Genomic DNA, 19,431 nt, shown 5'->3' with positions numbered 1-19,431 from the left:
AGGGCGGCGCCCCACACGCGCCCGTCGGGTTCGGGGCGGAGCGCCTGGTGGCTCGGGGGGTGCGCGGTTCTTCGGCCGGTGGGGGTGCCTAGGACTCCCGGGTCAGGTGAGCGCGTCGACGAGCATGAGTGTGGCCATCGCCAGGAGCGCCCAGGCGAAGACGCGCCGCAGGGTGTCCCCGGAGACCTTGCCCGCCAGCCGTCTGCCGTCCCACGCGCCGAGGACCGCGGCCCCCGTGAAGGGGGCGACGACCGCCCAGTCGAGGTGCGTGCTCGTCCCGGCGCGGGCGGCCAGCGCGGCCAGCGAGTTCACGGTGATCACGAGCAGACTGGTGCCGACCGCGTCGCGCATCCGCAGCCCCACCACGTTCACCAGGGCCGGTACGGCGAGGAAGCCGCCGCCGACGCCGAGGACACCGGTGACCGCGCCGAGCCCCGCGCCGGACGCGGCGACCCGGCTCGCCCGTACGGTCGACTCCGCCCGGCGTGTGGCCGAGGGGCGCAGCATCCGATGGGCGGCGAGGCCGGCGACCAGGGCGAACGCCACGGTCAGCAGTCCGGCGGGCAGATGCGCGGTGAGCGCCCCGCCGAGCGCCGAGGGCACCAGTCCGGCCGCCGCGAAGAGCATTCCGCCGCGCCAGCGGACCGCGCCCGACCGGGCGTGCGCGGCCAGCGCGGTCGCCGAGGTGAACGTGACGATCACCAGACTCGCGGTGGTGGCCGCGGCCGGCGCGAACCCCAGCAGATAGATCAGCGCGGGCACGGCGAGCACACTCCCCCCGCCGCCCAGCGCCCCGAGCGCCACCCCGATCACACCCCCGGCGAGCAGGGCGAGAGCGAGACCGCTCATGCCGACGGGACACCCGCCGAAGCGGAGGCGGGGAGCACCGGGCGGCGGTCCGCAGCGGCACGCTCCGCGGAGTCCGAGCCCGTACGGCCGGAGTGGGCGGGGCGCTGCGTGGACGTCCGTGCCCCGGTGGCCTCGGCCATCGGCAGACCCGCCGCGGCCGCGTTGTCGAAGGCGTCGTCCACGGCGACGACCCGGTGGCCGGCCGCGTCGAGGACGGAGGCGGCGATGGCGGCCCGCATGCCTCCGGCGCAGTGGACCCAGATCGTGCCGCCGGGTATCTCGGGGAGCCGTTCGCGCAGCTGATGCACGGGGATGTGCAGGGAGCCCGCGACATGGCCGCCGGCGCGCTCGGAGTCGCGCCGGACGTCCAGGACGACGGTCCCCTCGACGCCGTGGACCCGCGCCAGGTCGGCGAACGTGCCGCGCGGGAAGGAGCGCGGACTCTCCCCCTCGCGCAGCCAGTCGCTCGGGGAGCCGGTCGCCGCCGCCACCGGCCGGTCGATCCCGACCCGCACCAACTCCCGCTGTGCTGAGGCGAGTTGCTCGGGCGACGCGGCGAGCAGCGTCACCGGCCTGCCCCACGGCAGCAGCCACGCCAGATACGTGGCGAGCTGTCCCTCCGCCTCGAAGTTCACCGCCCCGGCCACATGCCCCTGAGCGAACGCGACGCGGTTGCGCAGATCCACGACCCATTCGCCCGCCGCCAGCCTGGCGGCGATCTCCTCCGCGTCCGCCGGGGCGGGCGGCGTCAGGTCCACCGGGGCGGGACCGCGCGCGTTCACGGGGCCCATCTGCGCGTAGTACGCGGGAACGTCGTCGAGGTCGGCCAGGAGATCGGCGACGAACGTCTCGACGTCCTTGACCAGCGCCTCGTTGGTGACCCGCTCGTGCCCGACGGTCGTCGCCCCGCCCGGCGCCCGCCCGGCGGAACAGAAGCTGCCGAAACCGTGCGTGGGCAGCACGGCCGTCTCGTCGGGCAGCGCGTCGGCGAGCCGGCGCACCGAGGCGTGCTGCGCGCGGGCCAGCTCACCGGTCAGTCGTGGCTCGACCAGATCCGGGCGGCCGACCGTGCCGATGAGCAGGGACCCACCGGTGAACGCGGCCACCGCCCGGCCACCCTCCTCCAGCACGTACGCGGTGTGGTGCGGGGTGTGGCCCGGGGTGGCCACCGCGCGCAGGGTCAGTTCCGCGTCGATCTTCACCGTGTCCCCGTCGTGCACCGGCACCCGTTCGTAGCCGACGCGCGCCCCGGCGGGCACCAGGTACGCGGCGCCGGTCAGCCGGGCCAACTCCGGGCCACCGGTGACGTAGTCGTTGTGCACGTGGGTCTCGACGACGTACGCGATCCGCGTGCCCCGCCGGGCCGCGGCCGTGATCATCCGGTCGATGTCGCGCGGCGGATCGACCACCACGGCGCCCTGCGGACCACCCGCCAGATAGCTGCGGTTGCCCAGCCCCGGCACCTCGATCGTGTCGACGAAGTACACGGCGGTGCTCCTCTCCTCGTACGGCGGCAGATGCCTGAGAACCCGCGGGTGAAGTACCCCCGGGGGTATGACCGCAACGGTAGCAGAAATACCCAGGGGGGTATGCGGAGAGCTCGGGGTCGGGGCTCGGGGGCGGTCCGGGAACGGCTGAAGGGGCCCGGTGGTGGCTGGGGAGCCGCACGGGACGACCTGGACGGTGGTCGGGGAGCGGGGCACCGCGCGTACGTCGCGGGCGAGCTTTTCGGCCAGGGATCCGCCGGGACGTGCGGGCCTACCCGCTGGTCGGTCCGTAGGGTGGCCGTGGACGGGAGACCGTCCGTACGGAACGACGGAAGGGTTCACCATGGCGCAGGAAGTACGCGGCGTGATCGCACCGGGCAAGAACGAACCGGTGCGGATCGAGACGATCGTCGTGCCCGATCCGGGGCCCGGGGAGGCCGTGGTGAAGGTACAGGCGTGCGGGGTGTGCCACACCGACCTCCACTACAAGCAGGGCGGCATCAACGACGACTTCCCCTTCCTGCTCGGCCATGAGGCGGCGGGCGTGGTGGAGTCGGTCGGCGAGGGCGTCACGGACGTCGCGCCCGGCGACTTCGTGATCCTCAACTGGCGTGCCGTGTGCGGCAATTGCCGTGCCTGTCGACGCGGCCGGCCCTGGTACTGCTTCGCCACGCACAACGCCGGCCAGAAGATGACTCTCGCCTCCACCGGCCAGGAGCTGTCGCCCGCCCTCGGTATCGGCGCGTTCGCCGAGAAGACGCTCGTCGCCGCCGGGCAGTGCACCAAGGTCGACCCGGCCGCCTCCCCGGCGGTCGCCGGTCTGCTGGGCTGCGGGGTCATGGCGGGTATCGGCGCGGCCATCAACACCGGCAACGTGGGCCGCGGCGACAGCGTCGCCGTCATCGGCTGCGGCGGTGTGGGGGACGCGGCCATCGCCGGGTCCCTGCTGGCCGGCGCCGAGAAGATCATCGCCGTCGACATCGACGACCGGAAGCTGACCACGGCCAAGCGGATCGGCGCCACCCACACCGTCAACTCCCGTGAGACCGACCCCGTCGAGGCGATCCGCGAGCTGACCGGTGGTTTCGGCGCCGACGTCGTCATCGAGGCGGTGGGCCGCCCCGAGACCTACCAGCAGGCCTTCTACGCCCGCGACCTCGCCGGCACGGTCGTCCTCGTCGGCGTCCCCACGCCCGACGTGAAGCTGGAACTCCCGCTGCTCGACGTGTTCGGCCGCGGCGGCGCCCTGAAGTCCTCCTGGTACGGCGACTGCCTGCCCGACCGTGACTTCCCCATGCTGATCAACCTCTACCTCCAGGGCCGCCTGGACCTGGAGGCGTTCGTCACCGAGACCATCGGACTCGACGACGTGGAGAAGGCCTTCGAACGGATGCACGCCGGGGACGTCCTGCGTTCGGTGGTGACGCTCTGATGACCGCGCGGATCGAACATCTCGTCACGTCCGGCACGTTCAGTCTGGACGGCGGTACCTGGGACGTCGACAACAACGTGTGGCTCGTCGGCGACGACCGCGAGGTCGTCGTCATCGACGCCGCCCACGACGCCGACGCCATCGCCGAGGCCATCGGCGACCGCAGGCTGACGGCCATCATCTGCACCCACGCCCACAACGACCACATCGACGCCGCGCCCGCCCTCGCCGAGCGCACCGGCGCCCCGATCTGGCTCCACCCCGACGACATGCCGCTGTGGAAGCAGACCCACCCCGACCGGCAGCCCGACCACTGGCTCGCCGACGGCCAGGTCATCGAGACGGCCGGCGCCGACCTCACGGTCCTGCACACCCCGGGTCACGCGCCGGGCGCGGTGTGCCTCTACGATCCGGGCCTCGGCACGGTCTTCACCGGCGACACCCTCTTCGCGGGCGGACCGGGCGCGACGGGCAGGTCGTACAGCGACTTCCCGACCATCATCGACTCCATCCGCGACCGCCTGCTGGCCCTGCCGCCGGACACGGTCGTCCGCACGGGGCACGGCGACAGCACGACCATCGGGGCCGAGGCCCCGAACCTCCAGGAGTGGCTCGACCGAGGCCACTGACCACCACCGCCCCCTGCGCCGGTGCCGGCCGCCGCGAAGGCATGGCGGCCGGCACCGGCGGGGCTGAGGCGGAGGTGAGGTGGGGGAGGGGAGGCGGTGTCGGCGTTACCTCGGCACTGTCCCGTCGGGCGGTCGGGCGGTCGGGCGGTCGGGCGTCTGGGTGGGTAGGCGAGTGGCGTGGGGACGTCCGGCTTGGCGGCACCGGTCGGACCGGAGGCATGTCGGCCGGGCTGGGCATCGAGTCGACTGCCGTCCGCCCGTCCGCCCGTCCGCCCGTCCGCCCGTCCGCCCGTTCGCCCGGCGTCGGCCCGCCCGGTTCGCGGTTCGTAGACGGCCGGCGCGGTTCGAGGCGCGTCGACGGTCGGCCCGACCCGGCGTGGCGGCCCGGCGTGGCGCCGTCGGCGTGGCTTGGTGCCGGCCGGGCTCGGCGCGCCTCCACAGCGGCCCGGCGGCGTACCAGTCGGCCCGGTGGCGCATCGGCTCGGCCCGGTGGCGTATCAGCTCGGCTCCGCGCGTGTCGGCCGGGCTCCCGTGACCGCTGCTGTTCCTGCCGGCCCTTCGCTGGCGTCCCTCGCAGCCCTCGTCGCCGAAACCCTCAGCCCGTCGCCGCCGTCACCCTCAACCCGTCGCAACCCGTCGCCGCCGACACCGGGACGACGAGCGCGGTGATGTTGTCCTGGCCGCCGGCCTCCAAGGCGTACGACACCAAGGCCCGTGCACCGTCGAGTGGGTCGGCCGCGCGCAGCACCGCCCTGAGTGCGGCCGCGTCCGGCAGATGGCGCCACAGTCCGTCGGTGCACAGCAGCAGTCGGCCCGCACACGCCGGCCGATAGCTCCGTACGTGCGGTACGGGTTCGTCCGCGTCGGCGCCCAGCCACGCGGTGAGGGCCTCCAGGTCGCCCGTGTCGTCCTCGGTGAGCTTCATCCCGGTTCCCTCGTCAGGCAGCCAATAGGCGCGGCTGTCCCCCACCGAGCCGCTCCACAGGCCCTCCGGTCCCACGACGCCCGCCACCCAGGTGCACGCAGGGCCGACCCCTCCCCGCTCCCCGGTCTGCGCCGACCCCGTGTCCGCCAGTCCGGCGACCGCCCGCCCCGCGCGACCGGCCGCCTCGACGAGCGCGACCTCCGGCAGGACACCGGACTCCAGCAGCCCCGCCAGTGCGGTGACACCCACCTCGGCCGCGACCCGGGCGGCCCGTTCGGCGCGCGGTGCCATCGACACGCCGTCGCAGACGACACCGGCCGTCCACGCCCCGCGGGTCACCAGCGCCATCGCGTCCGCGTTGATCTCGCGCCGTCGTCCACGGTCGCTCACCCCGGCCGCACCGCTGTCCGTCTCGATCTCCACGTGCGCCCGGAAGGCGACCTGGGCCGCACCGCAGTCCCAGCAGTGCCCGTCGGGGGCGACCGTTCCTCCACACCGTCCGCAAGATGCCGTCTCGTCCATGATCCGCGCATCCTGCCAGGCGCCACCCGGCACGGAAAAGCGAGAAAAGGCGACAGAAGATGTCCGGCTTCTCGGGAAGGCTCGTGTCGAGGACGCCGGGGCACACCCGACGTCGGCCATGGTGGCAGTCGTACGCACAGGAGGTCGGACATGGTGAAGCCGTTGGACGGCAAGGTCGCGCTGGTGGCGGGAGCCTCACGCGGGGCGGGGCGCGGGATCGCGGTCGAGCTGGGCGCGGCCGGGGCGACGGTGTACGTGACGGGACGCAGCACACGGCAGCGGCGGTCGGAGTACGACCGTCCCGAGACCATCGAGGACACGGCCGACCTGGTCACCGAGGCCGGGGGGCAGGGCATCGCCGTTCCCACGGACCACCTCGAACCGGCGCAGGTGAAGGCCCTGGTGGACCGGATCGACAAGGAGCAGGGCAGGCTCGACGTCCTGGTCAACGACATCTGGGGCGGCGAGAAACTCTTCGACTGGGAGGCCCCGGTCTGGGAGCACGACCTCGACAACGGGCTGCGGCTGCTGCGGCTCGCCGTGGACACCCACGCGATCACCAGCCACCACGCGCTGCCGCTGCTGCTGCGCCACCCGGGCGGCCTGGTCGTGGAGATGACCGACGGCACCGCCGACTACAACCGCGACACCTACCGCGTCTCCTTCTTCTACGACCTCGCCAAGGCCGCGGTGCTGCGCATGGCGTTCGCCCTGGGGCATGAACTGGGCCCGCGCGGTGCCACGGCCGTGGCCCTCACCCCGGGCTGGCTCCGCTCGGAGATGATGCTCGACATCTACGGCGTCACCGAGGACAACTGGCGCGACGCCCTGGACACCGTCCCCCACTTCGCCATCTCCGAGACCCCGCGCTACGTCGGCCGGGCCGTCGCCGCCCTCGCCGCCGACCCCGACGTCGCCCGCCACAACGGCACGTCCCTCTCCAGCGGCGGCCTCGCCCAGGTGTACGGCTTCACCGACCTGGACGGCAGCCGCCCGGACGCCTGGCGCTATTTGGTGGAGGTCCAGGACGCAGACAAGCCGGCCGACACCACCGGCTACCGCTGACCCCCGGGGGCCACAGGCATCCGCCAGCGCGCCGAATGCCCCGGCGGGAGCGCGAGATCCGCCCGTACGGCGGAGTAGTAGCCCTCACGTCCGGCGCGCTGACGGTCCAACAGGACCTGCCAGGCGCCGGGGTCACGCCTCCCGGCACGGAGGAACTCCTCCATCTCCAGCACCACGACGACCCAGGCTCGCGCCCTGTCCACGACCTCCGGGCTGCCGAGCAGCAAGAGCGCCTCCCCCGACGGATCTCGGGCGACGGTCGCCTCCGCCTGGAGAGACGCGGCCTCCTCCGGGGGCAGCGGGTGGGGATGGGGGTCGTTCCCGAAGTGGGAGGCGACCCGGTAGGCCAGGGTGACGGATTGCTTCAGGGATCGGGCCCAGTCCGCGTACACCGTGAGGCGCCGCTCCTCCCACCGCGCGGCCTGCTCGCGGCGGAAGCGGACCTGATCGCCCCGCATGACGACGAGGTACGAGCCGAGCGCGCCTATCACCACGCCCAGCAGCGCCGGGAGTTGCTGGATGAACGTTGACATGCTCGCACCGTAACCGGGCTCGTGATCGCGTCGCACCTGTCATGGTGATCGGGTGCGCAGTACGTTCCGGCGCATGGACGCGACGGGACGCTTCGAGGGGTACGGCGTGCTCATCACGGGTGCGGCGCGGGGGATCGTGGCGGCCACCGCTCGGCGGCCGGCCGGGGAGGGCGCTCGGGTCCTCAGCGCGTCGGCGCCTGCGTCAGCGCGTCACCCCTGCGTCGGCTCGTCGCCCCCGGAGCCCCCGGCGCCACCCCGTCGGCCCGGCACCCCCCTCTACCCCATCGTCTCCACAACCCCGTCCCACAAGCGGGCCCTCGCTTCGAGCGCGGCGGTCGCCGTCTGCACCGCCTCCTCCCACCGCCCCTCGTCGGCCCCGCACAGATCGGCCACCATGGCCATCGCCATCGGGGTGTGCTCCTCCCCGTCGACCTCGATGTGCCGTGCCAGATAGTCCCGGAACAGGGGGAACCGGTCGGTGCCCTCCGTGCCGATCACCTGGTCGAACATGTCGGGGATCAGGTCCTCCCGTGAGAACGCGAACGCCGCGGCCCGGCAGTGCAGCGGCCGCTCCGTGATGATCTCGAACGTGGTCCGGACGAACTCCGCCGCGGGGCCCGGCACCTGGGCCACCCGCAGGGCGGCCGACACCTCGTGGCCCTCTCCGACGAGCCCCAGGAACGTGTCGAGGCGGGCGGTGTCCGCGCCGGCCTCGGCCATGCCCGCCCGGTAGAGCTCGAAGTGACTCGTGAACCCGCCGTTCAGCTCGTCGCTCTCCTCGACGAGGACGATGTCGTTGATGAGTCGCCGGCTCACCTCCGAGCCCCGCGGCACCCACGGGACGTCGACGCATGTGAGGTCCCGTTGCAGGGACTTCAGCAGCGACATGAAGTCCCACACCGCGTACACATGGTGCTCCATGAAAACGGCCAGGTCCGCACGGCTTTCCACCCGCCGATAGATCGGGTGCGCCGTGACTTCTTTCCGTACGGGTTCAATCGCGGCACGCGCCCTGTCGATTCCCTCGTGCTGGAGGTCCCAGTCGTACCTGGACATGGCTCTCCTTTTCTTCCGCACTGCTTCTTCACAGAGCCCGAGGGAGATGGTGCGCCTTTTTCGGTTTCCCGGGCAAGCGCTTCCCGAAATGACCGGAAGTTACCCCGCCTTACTCCCCGACAGACGACTCCAAGGCGGCTGAAAGAGCGTCATACGCGAACGATCCGGACAGCTTGAAAAAGTTCGTTGAAGATGTGAACGGGGCGTCAGTTCTTCCCGTACTCGACGGCGTGAGCAGGAATCCCGTTACCGTCACCATCGCGTATCACGTGGTGCCGGGGCGCGAGGCCGACTTCCACTCGTGGGGGTGGGCCGCGCTGCGTACGAGTGCGCGGCAGCCGGGCTTTCTGGGGGGCGGCGTACTGGTCGACGGAGAGGCGGAGTGGCATGTGGTCTACCGCTTCGACAGTGAGGATTCGGCCCGGACCTGGGAGAACTCCCTGGTCAGGGCCGAGTGGGCAGCACGCGCCGAGGGGCTGGCCCGGGAGACCGGTCGCCGTAGCGTGACGGGCTCCAAGGCCTGGTTCGACTCCCAGACCACCCGGGAACCGACGCCGGCCGCCCCGCGCCCGCCCCCGAAATGGAAACTCTGGCTGGTGAATATGAGCGCGGTCTTCCCACCCGTGCTCCTGTTCAACCTGCTGGTACTCCCTTATCTCGCCGATCTCAATCCACTTTTCCGAACACTTCTGCTGTGTCTGTCCGTGACGGCCATCGTCACCTGGATTCTCATGCCGAGACTCCAGCGATTCCTCAAAAAATGGCTGTATCCGCCGTTGCAGGCGCTGCGCGGCCGGCACAAACGTCGGACCGCCTAGGTCCGAGAACGATCAGAGGGGGGTGGGCAGGTTGAAAACCTTGCTCATCGACAATTATGACTCGTACACGTACAACCTGTTCCAGCTGATCGCCGAGGTCAACGGCGAGGAGCCGGAGGTCGTGCTCAACGACGCCTCGCCCGACGACATTCCGAAGCTGCGGGAATTCGACAACGTCGTGGTGTCGCCCGGGCCCGGCCACCCCTCGGAAAGGCGCGACTTCGGGATCGCCGCGCAGGTCATCGCCGAGGCGACGATCCCCGTGCTGGGTGTCTGCCTGGGCCACCAGGGCATCGCGGTGGGGGAGCGGGCCGACGTCGAGCCCGCCCCGTGGCCCCGCCACGGGCACCTCTCCACGGTCCGGCACGACGGCCGTGACCTGTTCCGCGGGTTGCCGCAGAACTTCACCGTCGTCCGCTACCACTCGCTGTCCGTGCGCGAGCCGCTGCCGCCGAGCCTGGAGGCCACCGCCTGGTCCGAGGACGGTGTCCTCATGGGGCTGCGCCACTGTGAACGGCCGCTGTGGGGGGTCCAGTTCCACCCCGAGTCCGTCCTCACCGACCACGGGCACCGCCTGCTGGTCAACTTCCGCGACCTCACGGAGGAACGAGCCGGCGGCCCCCGTACGAGAAGCGTCCCGAGCGCCCCGCCCGACCCGCCGACGAGCGCCCCGGTCACCGCACCGGCCCGCGCGGGAACCACCGCCGTCACCCCCCTCGCCGGCGCGATCCCCCGCCCCCGGCGCGCCCCCGGGCCCGCATACCGGCTGCACACCCGCCGTATCGCCGTCGCCGTCGACGCCGAGGCCGCCTTCACCCGGATGCACGCCGACGCGCCGCGAGCCTTCTGGCTGGACAGCTCCCGCGTCGAGGAGGGCCTGTCCCGGTTCTCGTTCTTCGGCGACGGCACCGGCCCCCTCGCCGAGTTCGTCCGCTACGACGTCGACAGCGGTGTCTGCGAGATCGAGCGGGAGGGACGGCCCACCCGCCGGGTCCGCGCGAGTGTCTACGACTACCTGAAGCGGCAGCTGGCCAGCCGCAAGGTCGACGCGACCGGCCTCCCCTTCGACCTCACCGGCGGCTACGTCGGCTACTTTGGCTACGAACTGAAGGCCGACAGCGGCTCCCCGAACCGCCACACGGCCGACACCCCCGACGCCTGCTGGCTGTTCGCGGACCGGCTGATCGCCGTCGACCACCAGGAGGGCCACACCTACGCCGTCTGCCTCGCCGAGGACACCCCGGCCGCCGCCCGCGAGGCCGGCGAATGGCTCGACACGGCGCTCGCCCAGCTGACCTTCATCGCCACCAACCCCACCCTGCCGCTGCGGTCGTCCGCGCCCTACCCGCGCGCCGCCGAACCCTGGCTGGTGCGCGACCGCGCCACCTACCTCGCCGACATCGACGCCTGCAAGGCCGAACTCCACGCCGGTACCAGCTACGAGGTCTGTCTCACCAACGCGGCGCGCTTACCCGCCCCGTACGACCCGTACGACTTCTACCGGGCGTTGCGCCGCGTGAACCCCGCCCCGTACGCGGCCTTCCTCAGGTTCGGCGACCTCGACATCGCCGGCTCCTCACCCGAACGCTTCCTGCGGATCACCCGCGACGGCCTCGCCGAGGCCAAACCCATCAAGGGCACCGCCCCGAGAGGCGCCACACCGGAGGAGGACGACCGGCTGCGCGAGGGACTCGCCGCGGACGCCAAGACCCGCGCCGAGAACCTGATGATCGTCGACCTGCTCCGCAACGACCTCGGCCGGGTCTCGCGGACCGGCACCGTACGCGTCTCCCGCCTCATGGACACCGAGACCTACGCCACCGTGCACCAGCTCGTCTCCACGGTCGAGGGACGTCTGCGCGAGGGCACCGGCGCCGTGGACTGCGTCCGGGCCTGCTTCCCGGGCGGCTCCATGACCGGGGCACCCAAGCTGCGCACCATGGAGATCATCGACTCCCTGGAGACCGAGGCGAGGGGCGTCTACTCGGGCGCCCTCGGCTACCTCGGCTGCGGTGGCGGCGCCGACCTCAACATCGTCATCCGCACCGCCGTGTTCCAGGGCGGACGCATGCACCTGGGCGCCGGCGGCGCGATCGTCCTGGACTCCGACCCGGCCGCCGAGTACGACGAGATGCTCCTGAAGACCGCGGCCCTCATGCGGGCCCACCGTGAGCACGCCTCCGCCCCGGCGGTCACCGAGGAGAGCAGCCGATGACGACGACACCGCACCCCACACTGATCGGGGCCGCCGCGGCCATCCCCGCCCAGCGGAACGCCTCCGTATCCCGGCCGGCCGACGCGGACGCCCCCGTCAACCTCGCCGCGCACCTGACGGCCCTCGCCGAGCACCGCGGCTGGACCGACCGCCCCGCCTTCCACCAGGGCCACCGCGCCCACACCCATGGCGCCGTCCACGACCTCGCGGCCCGCACGGCCACCGTGCTGCACGACCAGGGAGTACGCCCCGGGGACCGGGTCCTGCTGGCCCTGCCGGACTCCGTCACCTGGGTCACCACCTTCCTCGCACTCGCCCGGCTGGGCGCGGTCGCGGTGCTGGTCAACCCCGAACTCCCGCCGCCCGACCTACAGTTCATGGCGGACGACACCGAGGCCGTGCTGTGGGTGACGGGACCCGGCCTGGACCGGAGCCTCCCGGCCCGCACGACCACTCCCCCCGCGGCGCCCCGAGCGCCGCGCCTCGGCTCCGACCAGCTGACCGCGCTCACCGCCACGGCACGGCCCATGCGCACGGCGCACCCGGTGGACGCCCACACCCCGCTCTACATCCAGTACACCTCCGGCACCACGGGCCGCCCCAAGGGTGTCGTCCACGTCCACGGCGACCCCAGGACCTACCACGACCTCATCGGCCGCCGGGTCCTGCGCGTCACCCCCGACGACGTGACCCTCTCCGTCTCCCGGCTCTACTTCGCCTACGGCTTCGGCAACGCCTTCGTCTTCCCCCTCTTCTCCGGCTCCAGCGCGGTCCTCACCGACCGCCGCCCCACCCCCGCCGTCGTGGACGAACTCGTCGCCCGCCACCGCGTGACCCTGCTGTACTCGGTGCCGTCCGCGTACGCCGCCCTCGTCACCGACCTGGCCGACGGGCACGAGAGCTGCTTCGCCTCGGTACGCGCGGCGATCTCCGCCGGCGAGGGCATGCCCGCCGGCATCGGCAAGCAGGTCACCCACCTGCTGGGCGCCCCCGTCCTGGAGCAGATCGGCTCCACGGAGGCGGGCCACGCCTTCTGCGCCAACGGCTTCGACCACAACCACCCCGGCACGGTCGGCCGCCCCGTCCCCGGCTTCGAGATCGAACTGCGCGACCGCGAGGGCAACCCCGTGCCCGACGGCGAGACCGGCGAACTCTGGGTGCGCGGGCCGACGGTGACGCCCGGCTACCTCAACCGGCCCGAGGAGACCGAACGGGCCCTGGTCGGCGGCTGGCTGGGCACCCGGGACCGGGCCCGCCGCGAACCCGACGGCACCTACCGGCACCTGGGCCGCGCCGACGACATGGAGATGGTCGGCGGGATCACCGTCTCCCCGCTGGAGGTGGAGGCCCTGCTGCGCACCCACCCCGGGGTACGGGACGTCGCCGTCGTGGCCGTCACCGACGAACGCGGCGCCAGCCGGCTGCGGGCCTTCGTCGTTCCCGTCCCGCCCATCGGGGTGGGCCTGGAGGCCGAACTCATCTGCAAGGCCCGCGACAACCTGGCCGCCTTCAAGGTCCCCCGCAGTGTGAGCTTCGTGCCCACCCTGCCCCGCACCGCGACCGGAAAACTCCGCCGGCACCTCGTCCGCCAAGGGGCGTGGTGAGCGATGGCCGTCACGTCCGCCCCCGCCCCCGCAGAAAGGTTGGGAACCATGCGACACCAGCAGCATGCCGGGCCGAGCGCGCCGCCCGTGCTGGCCGGGCGCGGCTTCTACCTGGGCTCGATGCTCCGGGAGGCCGCCGACCGTCACGGGCAGGTCTTCGTCACCCTCGACCGGCCCCTCGACGTGGCCCCCGCCGCCGGGACCGACCTCACGTACGCCGCCCTCGCCGACCTGGTCGACGAACTCTCCGGCCGCCTCTGGGAAGCGGGCGTGCGCCCCTCCGAGGAAGTCGCCGTCCACAAGACGGACAACGTCGACATCGTCCTGCTGACCTGCGCGATCTCCCGTATCGGCGCCGTTCCCGTCCTGCTGTCGCCCGGCCTCGCGGGCCCTGTCGTCGCACAGCTCCTCGAACGTCTCCACCGGCCCTGGCTGATCACCGACCGCGCCAAGCTCGACGGCCCGTTGCGGGACGTCGACCTCACCGGCGCCGTCCGGCGCGCCCTCTGCGTCGACGACGCCCCGGGCGCCGAACCGCTGGGGAAGTACGCGGGCGCGGCGACTCCCGCCGCCGTGCGCCTCCACCCCCGCGATCCCTCCCTGATCACCCACAGCTCCGGCACGACCGGCGTCCCCAAGCTCGCCGTGCACTGCCCGAACACCATGTGGAACCGGCTCGTCCCGCAGAAGGCCATGGGCTGGCCCACCCGGGGCGAGACCGCCGCGCTGCACATGTCGTTCGTGCACTCGCGCTTCTACCACCTGCTCGGTGTCCTGCTGCACTTCGGCAGCCCGCTGGTCCTCATCCTCGACCCGGAACCGGCGAACGTGGGCCCGCTCCTCGCCCGCCACCGCCCCGGCATCGTAGAGACCCACCCCAACACCTTCGTCCTGTGGGAGGAACTGGCCGACGCGCCGGGCGCCCCGCTGTCCCGCGTCCGCTCCTACGGCTCCACCTTCGACGCCATCCACCCACGGACCGTGCGCAGGCTGCTGGACGCCTCCCACCGGCGCTCGCCCTGGCTGATCCAGTTGTACGGGCAGAGCGAGACCGGCCCGGTCGCCTTCCAGTGGTTCACCCGCCGCAGCGCCGCCCGCGCGGACGGCCGCAGGGTCGGCATCGGCATCCCCGGCTTCACCCGCGTCCGCGTCGCCGACGAGACGGGTCGCCGGGTCGCCCCCGGCACCCCCGGCCGCATCGAGGCCCGCACCCGCGGCCGCATCCTCACCTACCTGGGCGCCCGCGACCGCTATCTACGCCAACTCGACGGCGGCTGGTGGCAGATGGGCGACATGGGCTACCAGAGCCGCTGGGGCGCCCTCCACCTCATCGACCGCGAGATCGACCAGATCGACTCCGTGCACAGCAACCTGGAGGTCGAGGACACCCTGATGTCCCGCCTGGAGGAGCTGCGCGAGGTCGTCATCGTCCCCGGCGCCTACCGTGAACCCGTCCCCGTGGTCTGCGTACGCGGCGAACGCCCCCTGGACCCGCGACGCTGGCAGGAGGCCACCGCGGACCTGCCGGCCATGGCCGAGCCGAGGCAGTGGCGGTTCGAGGACCTGCCCATGACCTCCACCTGGAAGGTCAAGCGGGTCGAGATCACCCGCCTGCTCGCCGAGGGCGCCCGCACATGACGACCCCGGCACTCGTCGTGGGCGCCGGCCCGGTCGGCCTGGCCGCCGCCCTCGCGCTGCGCGCCCACGGTATCCCCGTCGTCCTGCTCGAAGCCGACCCCGAGAGCCGCGAACGTCCGGGCAGCCGTGCCCTGTTCGTCCACCGCGAGACCCTGGAACTCCTGGAGGGCATGCGCCCCGGCCTGGCGTCGACGATCGCCGCGTTCGGGCAGACCTGGCACACCAAGCGCACCCTCTACCGGGGCCGCGAGGTCTACGCGCGCACCTTCCCGCCGTCCACCGGCACCCCGCCCTTCACCAGCCTCCGCCAGGTCGACACCGAGCGCTTCCTGCTCGCCGCCTGCGAGGACGCAGGAGTGGAGTTCGTGTGGGACGCGCGGATCACCGGCGTGCACACCGACCCCGCCGGGGTACGGCTCACCGACGCCGACGGCCGCACCTGGGAGGGCACGCACGCCGTCGCCGCCGACGGCGCCCGCTCCGCCGTACGCCGCGAACTGGGCATCCCCCTGGAGGGCACCCACGGCGAGGGCTTCCATGTCGTCGTCGACGTCGCCGACATCCCCGGAGCCGAACTGCCCCTGGAGCGGGTCTTCCACTACGAGCACCCGGCGCTCGGCCACCGCAGCGTCATGCGCGTGCCGTTCACCGGCGGCTTCCAACTCGACCTGCAGTGCCGGGACGACGACACGGCCGAGGAGTACGGCACCGAGGACGCCGTACGCCGCTGGCTGCCCGAGGTCGTCGGCGACGGCTACGGCGACCGCGTCCTGTGGGTCTCCACCTACCGCTTCCTGCGCAAGGTCGCCGCCGTCTTCACCGACCCGCACGGCCGGGTGCTGCTCGCCGGTGAGGCCGCCCATCTCTTCCCGCCGTTCGGGGCGCGCGGCATGAACAGCGGGATCGCCGACGCGGCCGCGGCCGCCCGCGCGATCGCCGACGGCACGCCCGAGGCCGTCGCCGGCTTCGCCGAGGTCCGGCGCGCGGCGGGCCTGTTCAACAGCGCCGCCGCGGGCACCGCCCTGGACCATCTGCGGCCGCGGCGGCGTATCGTCCGCGTCAAGCAGCGCGCGGCGGCGGCCCTCGCCCCCGTCGTCCCCCGGTGCGGCGCCTGGCTGGAACACGCGCCGTACGGCCCCCGGCACGGCGCCCCGGCCGTCGCGGGCCGCAAGTACTGAACCGGGATCGAACCAACACAGGAGCACTGAGTGACACAACCGGCCATCGCGGAAGGTCTGTCGACCTGGTCCCCCGAACACGGCCTGACCCCCGGTCAGGCCCAGGGCGGGCGGCTGCTCGTCGCGGACTCCTGGTTGCTGCGCGACGGGCGGGTGCGCGGTTTCGACCGGCACCGGGAGCGGTTCCTGCGGTCCTGCGGTGAGTGCGGCGCACCTCCGCTCGGCCGGGTGGTCGACTTCTGGACGGACATGACGGCCGCGCTGCCCCGCACGGGGGAGTGGTTCCCCCGGGTGGAACTCGCCTCCGGATCACTGGAGTTGCGCTTGCGGCTGCGGCCTGCCCCGCCCCTCGGTGCCGAGGTGCGGGTATGGGCGGCCGGGCAGCCCGACCCGCGCACCGTGCCCCGCCGCAAGGGACCCGACCTCGACGCCCTGGCCCGGGTGCGCGGCCGGGCCTCCGGCGCGCAGGCCGACGAGGCCGTGCTGATCGCGCCGTCCGGGCTGGTCCTGGAGGCCGCCAACTCCAGCCTGCTGTGGTGGGAGGACGACACGCTCTGTCTGCCGCCGCCCCGGCTGCCCGTCCTGCCGGGGGTGACCACGGCGCTCGTCCTGGAGCGCGCGGCCCGCACCGGGGTCCGGGTCGCCCACCGCGAGCGCTCCCTGGCCGGCCTCGACGGCCGCGAGGTGTGGCTCGTCAACGCCCTGCACGGGATCCGCCCCGTCGCCGCCTGGACCGGCAGACCCATGACCGCCGGCCGGGCGGTCCACGCACCACAATGGCGGGAATGGCTCGACAGCATTATGGAGCCGCTTCCCGAAACATAGGAAACAGGGGAGCGACGACAAGCGCCGGGCCGAATGGAAACGGCCCGGCGCATTCCATGCCACCCTACCTGTGAAATTTCACTTCGTTACCGGCTGATAGGCGCCGGGGACCATCCGGGTCGCGATCGCTATCCGGTTGTAGGCGTTGATGACGGTGGCCGCCCAGATCAGTGCCGCGAGCTGCTCGTCGTCGAACACCCCGGCCGCGGCCGCGTACACGTCGTCCGGCACATGTCCCTCGTCCACCGAGGTCACAGCCTCGGTGAGGGCCAGCGCGGCCCGCTCCCGGGCGTTGAAGAAGGGCGTCTCGCGCCAGGCGTTCAGTGCGTAGATCCGCTGTTCGGTCTCGCCCTGGGCGCGGGCGTCCTTGGTGTGCATGTCCAGACAGAAGGCGCAGCCGTTGATCTGTGAGGCGCGAATGCGGATCAGTTCGAGGATCTCCGGCTCGACCTTCGCGTCCCGCGCCGCGGAAACGGCGGCGGAGTGCAGGGAGCCCATTGCCGCGGACACATCCGGGGTGATTTTCTTGAGGGCCACGCGAGATAGGGAATCGCTGTTGCTCATGGGGAGAACTCTATATGCGAATTACTCGCCGTGTAACTGTTTCGTCTCGAAGCGGCCCGGACCACAACCGCCGGCCGACGCCGGCTGTCTACCCCCACACAACCTACAAATCGCGTGAAAGGGAAAGGCCCGCCATGGGGGACATAGGAAGAAGAGGCGCCATCGCACTGACCGTCACCGGACTGCTGGCACCGCTCACGCTCGCGCTGGGCACGACGCCCGCGCAGGCGGCGAGTTGCACGACATCGGCCGGGCCGTACCAGAAGCAGGTCGAGAAGTTCCTCGGCCGACCGGTCGACGGCAGGCAGTCGGCCGCCGACTGCCGGGCCATCAAGGCGTTCCAGACCAAGCACGGCATCAGCCCGAACATCGGCTACGCGGGCTCCGTCACCTGGGGCGTGATGGACCTGATGAACAAGCAGAAGGCCGTCGGCAAGAACCCGAACAAGGCCGGGAAGTGCCCGGTCAACAAGGGCCGCATCGCCTGCGTCGACCTGACCCTCCAGCTGAGCTGGATCCAGGACGGCAGCAAGCTCGTGTACGGGCCCGTGCCCGTCCGCACCGGCCGCGACGGCTACGAGACCCGCACCGGTCTGAAGAAGATCTACTGGCGGCACATCGACCACGTGTCGTCGATCTACCACGTGCCGATGCCCTACAGCCAGTTCTTCGACGGCGGCCAGGCCTTCCACGCCGTCGGTGTCAGCGTGTGGAACCCGCCGGGCTCCCACGGGTGCGCCAACATGACCACGGCCGACGCCAAGAAGTACTGGTCCCTGCTGAAGAACGGCGACGACGTCTACGTGTACGGCCGCAAGCCGGGCACCTGACGCACCGCCAGGAGCCCGGCCCACGGACCGCCGTGCACGTCACGCCTCGGGCGCGTCCCCGAAGTCCGGGATCTCCAACCGCACCCCACCCTGCCGCGCGGACTCGTGCGCGACGATCCCCGGCAGGGTGTAGCGGGCCGCCACCCACGCGTTGACCGACGGAAGGGTGCGGGAGTTCACGGCGGTCACGAAGTCGTCCACCAGGAAGTGGTGGCTGCCCTCGTGGCCGTTGTGCAGGTTGTCGAAGGCCCGCGGCAGCCGCGTCCGGTCGTGCACCGGCGCCGAACCGGAGGTGAACGCGGCCCGCAGATCCGGCGCGATGTGCTGGAGGGACGGATCGTCGGGGGACAGCGTCTGCTTGGGTTCGAGCAGCTCGCTGATGTCCTTCACCCCCTTCTTGTCCTGCCACAGCGCCACCGTGGCGAGCTGTTCCATGCTCGCCTCCGTCCCGAAGAAGCGGAAACGGGACTCCCGTATGTGCGAGGGGTAGCCCACCCGCCGGAACTCGTTCGTCCGGAACGAGCCGCCGCCCGCCACCTCGAACAGCGCGGTCGCGTTGGAGAAGTCGTTGCCGAACTGGCTGACGTCCTTGTCGAACACCCCGTCGCCGCGCCCGTCGACGACACCGATCGCGGAGACGCTCACCGCGTGCGTCTGCCAGGCGCCGAGCACCCCGCCCACCGAGTGCGTCGGGTACAGCAGCGGGGGATAGCTCGCCGTCTGCTTCCAGTTCTCGCCGCCGCTGTACTGGTACGCCTCGTAGAACCCGAGGTCCATGTCGTGGACGTAGTCGCCCTCGGCGTAGAACAGCCGCCCGAAGGCGCCCTCGGCGATCTGGTTGCGGGCGTGCACGGTCGCCGGGTTGTACTGGCTGGTCTCACCCATCATGTACGTCAGCCCGGTCGCCTTCACCGCGTCGATGATCGCCGCGATCTCCTCCGTGGTGATCGCCATGGGGACCGCGGAGTACACATGCTTGCCGGCGTTGAGGCCCTTCAGTACCAGTGGCCCGTGCGTCCAGCGCTGGGTGAAGATCGCGACCGCGTCCACGGCCTTCGACTCCAGCATCGCCTCGTACGAGGGGAAGGTGCCGGCCAGGCCCTGGGCGGCGACCAGGTGCTCGGCCCGCTCGGGCAGCAGGTCGGTGACGTACACGTCGCCGACGCCGGGGTGGGCCTGGAACAGCGTGGCGAACTGGCCGGAGAACTGGCCGGCGCCCACGATGCCGAGGGAGAACGTCATGGAAGAGATGCCCTTCATG

Annotated in this window: 17 protein-coding genes and 1 pseudogene; 11 read left to right on the top strand and 7 right to left on the bottom strand. The window is 72.2% G+C overall.

Features of this window, described 5'->3' with window-relative positions; translation table 11 throughout:
- Window positions 1–102: 102 nt before the first annotated feature.
- Together SMA5143A_RS39390 and SMA5143A_RS39385 are read right to left on the bottom strand one after the other, a co-directional pair.
- Entirely contained in the window at window positions 103–849 is a 747-nt protein-coding gene (locus tag SMA5143A_RS39390) for a sulfite exporter TauE/SafE family protein (RefSeq protein ID WP_107467595.1), read from the bottom strand.
- A complete protein-coding gene (locus SMA5143A_RS39385; protein ID WP_107467594.1) occupies window positions 846–2,336 on the bottom strand; it encodes an MBL fold metallo-hydrolase in 1,491 nt (496 codons plus the stop codon). Before SMA5143A_RS39385 ends, SMA5143A_RS39390 begins: the two co-directional genes overlap by 4 nt.
- 343 nt (window positions 2,337–2,679) lie before the next feature.
- Between SMA5143A_RS39385 and SMA5143A_RS39380 the strand changes: the two genes are divergently transcribed.
- Both SMA5143A_RS39380 and SMA5143A_RS39375 read left to right on the top strand, forming a co-directional pair.
- A complete protein-coding gene (locus tag SMA5143A_RS39380) occupies window positions 2,680–3,768 on the top strand; it encodes an S-(hydroxymethyl)mycothiol dehydrogenase (RefSeq protein ID WP_107467593.1) in 1,089 nt (362 codons plus the stop codon).
- Window positions 3,768–4,397, top strand: a complete 630-nt coding sequence (locus SMA5143A_RS39375; protein ID WP_107467592.1) for an MBL fold metallo-hydrolase — start codon at window positions 3,768–3,770, stop codon at window positions 4,395–4,397. The genes SMA5143A_RS39380 and SMA5143A_RS39375 overlap by 1 nt, the downstream gene beginning before the upstream one ends.
- Window positions 4,398–4,992: 595 nt before the next feature.
- On the opposite strand, the gene SMA5143A_RS39370 is transcribed toward SMA5143A_RS39375, so the two are convergent.
- Window positions 4,993–5,844 (bottom strand): PP2C family protein-serine/threonine phosphatase, encoded by an 852-nt coding sequence (locus SMA5143A_RS39370; protein ID WP_107467591.1) that lies wholly within the window; start codon window positions 5,842–5,844, stop codon window positions 4,993–4,995.
- A gap of 150 nt (window positions 5,845–5,994) precedes the next feature.
- Here SMA5143A_RS39370 and SMA5143A_RS39365 point away from each other — a divergent pair, with 150 nt between their 5' ends.
- On the top strand, window positions 5,995–6,909 hold the full coding sequence (locus SMA5143A_RS39365) for an SDR family oxidoreductase (RefSeq protein WP_107467590.1): 915 nt from the start codon (window positions 5,995–5,997) through the stop codon (window positions 6,907–6,909).
- Here the strand turns inward: SMA5143A_RS39365 and SMA5143A_RS39360 are convergent.
- Window positions 6,900–7,442 (bottom strand): hypothetical protein, encoded by a 543-nt coding sequence (locus SMA5143A_RS39360; protein WP_107467589.1) that lies wholly within the window; start codon window positions 7,440–7,442, stop codon window positions 6,900–6,902. The genes SMA5143A_RS39365 and SMA5143A_RS39360 overlap by 10 nt on opposite strands.
- A gap of 73 nt (window positions 7,443–7,515) precedes the next feature.
- Here SMA5143A_RS39360 and SMA5143A_RS44405 point away from each other — a divergent pair.
- Window positions 7,516–7,650 (top strand): annotated as a pseudogene (locus SMA5143A_RS44405) (oxidoreductase); the annotation flags it as partial.
- 68 nt (window positions 7,651–7,718) lie between these two features.
- On the opposite strand, the gene SMA5143A_RS39350 reads toward SMA5143A_RS44405, so the two are convergent.
- A complete protein-coding gene (locus SMA5143A_RS39350) occupies window positions 7,719–8,498 on the bottom strand; it encodes a DUF3050 domain-containing protein (protein ID WP_107467588.1) in 780 nt (259 codons plus the stop codon).
- A 173-nt stretch (window positions 8,499–8,671) separates the two neighbouring features.
- Here SMA5143A_RS39350 and SMA5143A_RS39345 point away from each other — a divergent pair, with 173 nt between their 5' ends.
- The 6 genes from SMA5143A_RS39345 to SMA5143A_RS39320 are packed head-to-tail and all read left to right on the top strand — an operon-like array spanning window position 8,672 to window position 16,776.
- Window positions 8,672–9,316 (top strand): antibiotic biosynthesis monooxygenase, encoded by a 645-nt coding sequence (locus SMA5143A_RS39345; protein ID WP_375136601.1) that lies wholly within the window; start codon window positions 8,672–8,674, stop codon window positions 9,314–9,316.
- Between the two features lie 31 nt (window positions 9,317–9,347).
- A complete protein-coding gene (gene pabB / locus SMA5143A_RS39340; protein ID WP_107467606.1) occupies window positions 9,348–11,531 on the top strand; it encodes an aminodeoxychorismate synthase component I in 2,184 nt (727 codons plus the stop codon).
- Window positions 11,528–13,135 carry a benzoate-CoA ligase family protein gene (locus SMA5143A_RS39335; RefSeq protein WP_107467587.1) on the top strand — a complete coding sequence of 536 codons (1,608 nt, stop codon included), beginning with the start codon at window positions 11,528–11,530 and terminating at the stop codon, window positions 13,133–13,135. Before pabB ends, SMA5143A_RS39335 begins: the two co-directional genes overlap by 4 nt.
- Before the next feature lie 48 nt (window positions 13,136–13,183).
- The gene (locus tag SMA5143A_RS39330) at window positions 13,184–14,773 is read left to right on the top strand and encodes a class I adenylate-forming enzyme family protein (RefSeq protein ID WP_107467586.1); all 1,590 of its coding nucleotides are present in this window, start codon (window positions 13,184–13,186) and stop codon (window positions 14,771–14,773) included.
- Window positions 14,770–15,951, top strand: coding sequence for an FAD-dependent monooxygenase (locus SMA5143A_RS39325; RefSeq protein WP_107467585.1), 1,182 nt, complete (start codon window positions 14,770–14,772; stop codon window positions 15,949–15,951). The genes SMA5143A_RS39330 and SMA5143A_RS39325 overlap by 4 nt, the downstream gene beginning before the upstream one ends.
- A gap of 30 nt (window positions 15,952–15,981) precedes the next feature.
- Entirely contained in the window at window positions 15,982–16,776 is a 795-nt protein-coding gene (locus SMA5143A_RS39320) for an aminotransferase class IV (protein WP_107467584.1), read from the top strand.
- A 78-nt stretch (window positions 16,777–16,854) separates the two neighbouring features.
- Here SMA5143A_RS39320 and SMA5143A_RS39315 read toward each other — a convergent pair whose 3' ends face one another.
- On the bottom strand, window positions 16,855–17,340 hold the full coding sequence (locus SMA5143A_RS39315) for a carboxymuconolactone decarboxylase family protein (protein ID WP_107467583.1): 486 nt from the start codon (window positions 17,338–17,340) through the stop codon (window positions 16,855–16,857).
- Between the two features lie 134 nt (window positions 17,341–17,474).
- On the opposite strand from SMA5143A_RS39315, the gene SMA5143A_RS39310 reads away from it, so the two are divergent.
- Window positions 17,475–18,170, top strand: coding sequence for a L,D-transpeptidase family protein (locus SMA5143A_RS39310; RefSeq protein WP_099968360.1), 696 nt, complete (start codon window positions 17,475–17,477; stop codon window positions 18,168–18,170).
- A gap of 39 nt (window positions 18,171–18,209) precedes the next feature.
- On the opposite strand, the gene SMA5143A_RS39305 is transcribed toward SMA5143A_RS39310, so the two are convergent.
- Window positions 18,210–19,412 (bottom strand): Gfo/Idh/MocA family protein, encoded by a 1,203-nt coding sequence (locus tag SMA5143A_RS39305; protein WP_107467582.1) that lies wholly within the window; start codon window positions 19,410–19,412, stop codon window positions 18,210–18,212.
- Window positions 19,413–19,431: the final 19 nt, after the last annotated feature.

The sequence above is a fragment of the Streptomyces sp. MA5143a genome, assembly GCF_900290235.1.
Taxonomy (GTDB): Bacteria; Actinomycetota; Actinomycetes; order Streptomycetales; family Streptomycetaceae; genus Streptomyces.
Note: the sequence above shows the minus strand (reverse complement) of the source record. Positions and strands in the feature narration are given on the sequence as shown.